The 3,405-nt window shown below is 68.4% G+C and carries 4 protein-coding genes; all 4 read left to right on the top strand.

The window, feature by feature from the left end:
• Positions 1-93 precede the first annotated feature (93 nt).
• The 4 genes from AC2VOR_RS16570 (at position 94) to AC2VOR_RS16555 (ending at position 3,334) form a co-directional block, all read left to right on the top strand.
• Positions 94-1,425, top strand: coding sequence for a cytochrome P450 (locus AC2VOR_RS16570; RefSeq protein ID WP_486964140.1), 1,332 nt, complete (start codon positions 94-96; stop codon positions 1,423-1,425).
• A 45-nt stretch (positions 1,426-1,470) separates the two neighbouring features.
• Positions 1,471-1,923, top strand: a complete 453-nt coding sequence (locus tag AC2VOR_RS16565; RefSeq protein WP_486964141.1) for a nuclear transport factor 2 family protein — start codon at positions 1,471-1,473, stop codon at positions 1,921-1,923.
• A gap of 199 nt (positions 1,924-2,122) precedes the next feature.
• On the top strand, positions 2,123-2,317 hold the full coding sequence (locus AC2VOR_RS16560; protein ID WP_369741578.1) for an excalibur calcium-binding domain-containing protein: 195 nt from the start codon (positions 2,123-2,125) through the stop codon (positions 2,315-2,317).
• Positions 2,318-2,407: 90 nt separating this feature from the next.
• Complete coding sequence (locus tag AC2VOR_RS16555) at positions 2,408-3,334, top strand: hypothetical protein (RefSeq protein ID WP_486964139.1); 927 nt, start codon at positions 2,408-2,410, stop codon at positions 3,332-3,334.
• Positions 3,335-3,405 lie beyond the last annotated feature (71 nt).

The following is a 3,405-nucleotide window of genomic DNA, read 5'->3' as shown; positions in this document are numbered from 1 at the left end:
TCGGTAAGCCGTGTGCGGGAAAACCGCATGCACGGATTGAAAGGGGGATGGGGAAACGGGTCTGCTCTGCGGACACCGCGCCCCTGACTACCAATGAAGGAAAGACTGCACTGGCTCGCGATGCACGGGTTCGTCCGGGGCGTCGCGGCGATCGGGGCCCGGCGGGGCGACTTGCAGGCCCGGCTGATCGCCGATCCGTCGGTGGCCGCGGACCCGGTGGCCTTCTACGACGAACTGCGTGCCTTGGGGCCCTTGGCGAAAGGTCAAGTCAACTATCTGACCACCGATTACTCGCTGGCCCAGGAGTTGCTGCGCTCCGACGACTTCCGCGTGGTCAACATGGGGTCGAATCTGCCGGGGCCGCTGCGGTGGTTGGAGCGCCGCACCCGCGACGACCGGTTGCACCCGCTGCGCGCGCCGTCGTTGCTGGCCGTCGAGCCGCCGGACCACACCCGTTACCGCAAGACGGTGTCGGCGGTGTTCACGGCCAGGGCGGTCGCGGCCCTGCGCGATCGGGTCGAGCAGACCGCCGCCGGACTGCTGGACCAGCTGGAGCGGAGGTCGGGAACCTCCGGGGTGGTCGACGTCGTCGGGCGGTACTGCTCGCAGCTTCCGGTCGCCATCATCAGCGACATCCTGGGTGTGCCCGAGCAGGACCGGCGTCGCGTCCTGGAATTCGGTGAGCTGGCGGCGCCGAGCCTGGACATCGGCTTGCCGTGGCGGCAGTACCGCAGCGTGCAGGACGGCATCGCCGGATTTCACTCCTGGCTCGCCGGCCACCTGCGGCAGCTGCGCCGGGCGCCCAGCGACAACTTGATGAGCCAGCTGATCCAGATGGCCGAAAGTGGTTCTACCGAAATGTATTTGAGTGAACTCGAGCTTCAGGCGATCGCCGGGCTGGTGCTGGCCGCCGGATTCGAGACGACGGTCAACCTGCTGGGCAACGGCATCCGCATGCTGCTGGACGCGCCGCAGCACCTGGACACGCTGCGGCAGCAACCGGAGCTGTGGCCCAACGCCGTCGAGGAGATTCTGCGGCTGGACTCCCCGGTGCAGCTCACCGCGCGGGTGGCGCTCGACGACGTCGAGGTGGCGGGAACGCCGATCCCCCGCGGCGGGCTGGTCGTCGTGTACCTGGCCGCGGCCAACCGCGATCCCGCGGTCTTCACCGACCCGCACCGCTTCGACATCCAGCGGCCCAACGCCGGAAAGCATCTCGCGTTCTCCGGGGGCCGGCACTTCTGCCTGGGCGCCGCCCTGGCGCGCGCCGAGGGCGAGGTCGGGTTGCGGACATTTTTCGAGCGCTTCCCCGAGGTGCGGGCCGCGGGCGCCGGCAGCAGGCGCGACACGCGGGTGCTGCGGGGCTGGTCGACGCTGCCGGTGGCCCTGGGCCCGGCACACTCGATGGCCGGGGTCGACAACTGATCGTTGACACCCGCTCCGCGAGCGGGTGTGATGACGGCTGTGACAATCGAATCCACGAGCACGGTCCGCGACGTCGTCCTCGGGCTATGGCAGGCACTTTCGCGGCGGGACTGGGACGCGGTCAAGACCTTTTTGTCCGACGACTGCCTCTACGTCGACATGCCGGTGCCCGCGCTGGCCGCCCGCGGTCCCGAGGACATCGTGAAGCGGCTGAAGATGGGGCTCGAACCGCTGGCCGGCTACGAGAACCACGACGGCGTGCTGGTGTGCGACGGTTCCGACGTCCTCTACGAGCATTCGGAGACTTGGACTTTCGCGACCAGAGAGCAGGGCGTTCTGCGGTTCGTCACGGTGCACAAGGTCGAGGACGGCAAAATCACGGTCTGGAAAGACTACTGGGACATGAACTCCCTGGTGGCCTTCGCTCCCCCGAACCACTTCGAGAACCTGGCGAATGCGGACACCAGCTGGGTGTTCGACGCGTCGGCACTCGTGTGAGCTGACACCTGCGCGACTCTGGAACGCCCGAGTGCGTCCGGTCGTGCCCCGCCACCGGCGCGGCGAGCGGCGCGGGCGGGGTTTCCTATGAGCCTCACATGAGGTCGCGCATTCCACCGCGCTGACACACCGGCGCCGTCTTACGATCCTTTCCGACCGCCAACGGAAGGAGCACGGAGTGTTGATATTCCGCCATCTCATGGCAGCAGTGGGCGCAGTTGCCGCGATCGCCGGCCTCGGAGTGTCTGCCGCACCCGCGGCCCAGGCCGACCCGCCGTACAAGAATTGCTCGCAGGCGCATGCGGACGGGCGCTACAACATCCCGAGGGGGGATGCGGCCTACGCTCCGAAGCTTGACCGCGACAACGACGGACTTGCGTGCGAACCTTATTGATGGCGGGTCCAGGTCCGGTGGGTGTGCTCTCGGCTCGCAGACGCCGGACGCCACGAACGGTGGCACACTCGGAAGGCACCGAGTTGCCGAGTGTGGGCGACGGCCTGCTTTGTCACCGCGCAGCATCCGGGCGGGCGCAACGATCCCACGCCTGAAGCGGTGCGCAACGCCGCGGTAGCGCCTCCACCCTTGTCGCCGTTGCGAAGAAATACGCTAGTCAGATCCTCGCCGCACAGGGTGTGCGAACAGGAGAAGACGATGACCACCACCAGCGATGACGACGATCAGCCCGCGACGGCCGCAGGGCCATGCGACGATGCGACGGCCGTGCCCGCAGCCGGCCAGGCGGCGCCCGATTTGGCGTGGTCGCAGGAAGATCCCGAGACGGAGCCGCTGAACCGCCCGTGGCGTTCGGTCTGGACTCTGGCCGGTGTCGCCGTGGTGTGTGCGGTGGTGGCCGCGGTCCTGATCGCCGGTCTGGGCTTGGCAGGCGACAGAGGTGCCCGCGAGGAGTCGGCCCGCCCCGGGAAGGCCGAGGCGACCGCACCGCCGTCGCCGGCTGGGTTCGCCGGGCCTTCGTCGTCCCCCGGTTCGCCGTTGCCTTTCGCCCCGGCGGCGCCGGCGCAGTCGGAGGACGCCGCGGCAGCGGCGGCAGAACTCGCCACTCTGGCGATCAAGGGCCGCGCGCCGAAGACCGGATATGACCGCGGCCTGTTCGGCGATGCCTGGACTGACGACGTGACGGTGACCGGCGGGCATAACGGCTGCGACACCCGCGACGACATCCTCGCGCGCGACCTCGCTGACATCGTCCGCAATGGCGACTGCACGGTGATTTCCGGTGTGTTGCACGACCCCTACAGCGGCACCACGGTCGAGTTTCGCCGTGGCCGGGGCACCTCGTCGCTGGTGCCGGTCGACCATGTGGTCGCGTTGTTGGACGCATGGCAGAAGGGTGCGCAGCAGTGGGATGCCGTCAAGCGGCGCAACTTCGGGCGTGTCATTCCATCTGTGTAAGTCCGGGGTGGTCCATCATCGGACCGCCGTTGGGCGGACAGAAGGAGTGTTTTGTGACCAAGACCATGCAG

The organism is Mycobacterium sp. TH-M103 (genome assembly GCF_057473785.1).
Note: the sequence above shows the minus strand (reverse complement) of the source record. Positions and strands in the feature narration are given on the sequence as shown.

Coding starts and splice junctions, on each gene's coding strand:
- AC2VOR_RS16570 (WP_486964140.1), top strand. CDS start 94: ATGAAGGAAAGACTGCACTGGCTCGCGATGCACGGGTTCGTCCGGGGC.
- AC2VOR_RS16560 (WP_369741578.1), top strand. CDS start 2,123: ATGGCAGCAGTGGGCGCAGTTGCCGCGATCGCCGGCCTCGGAGTGTCT.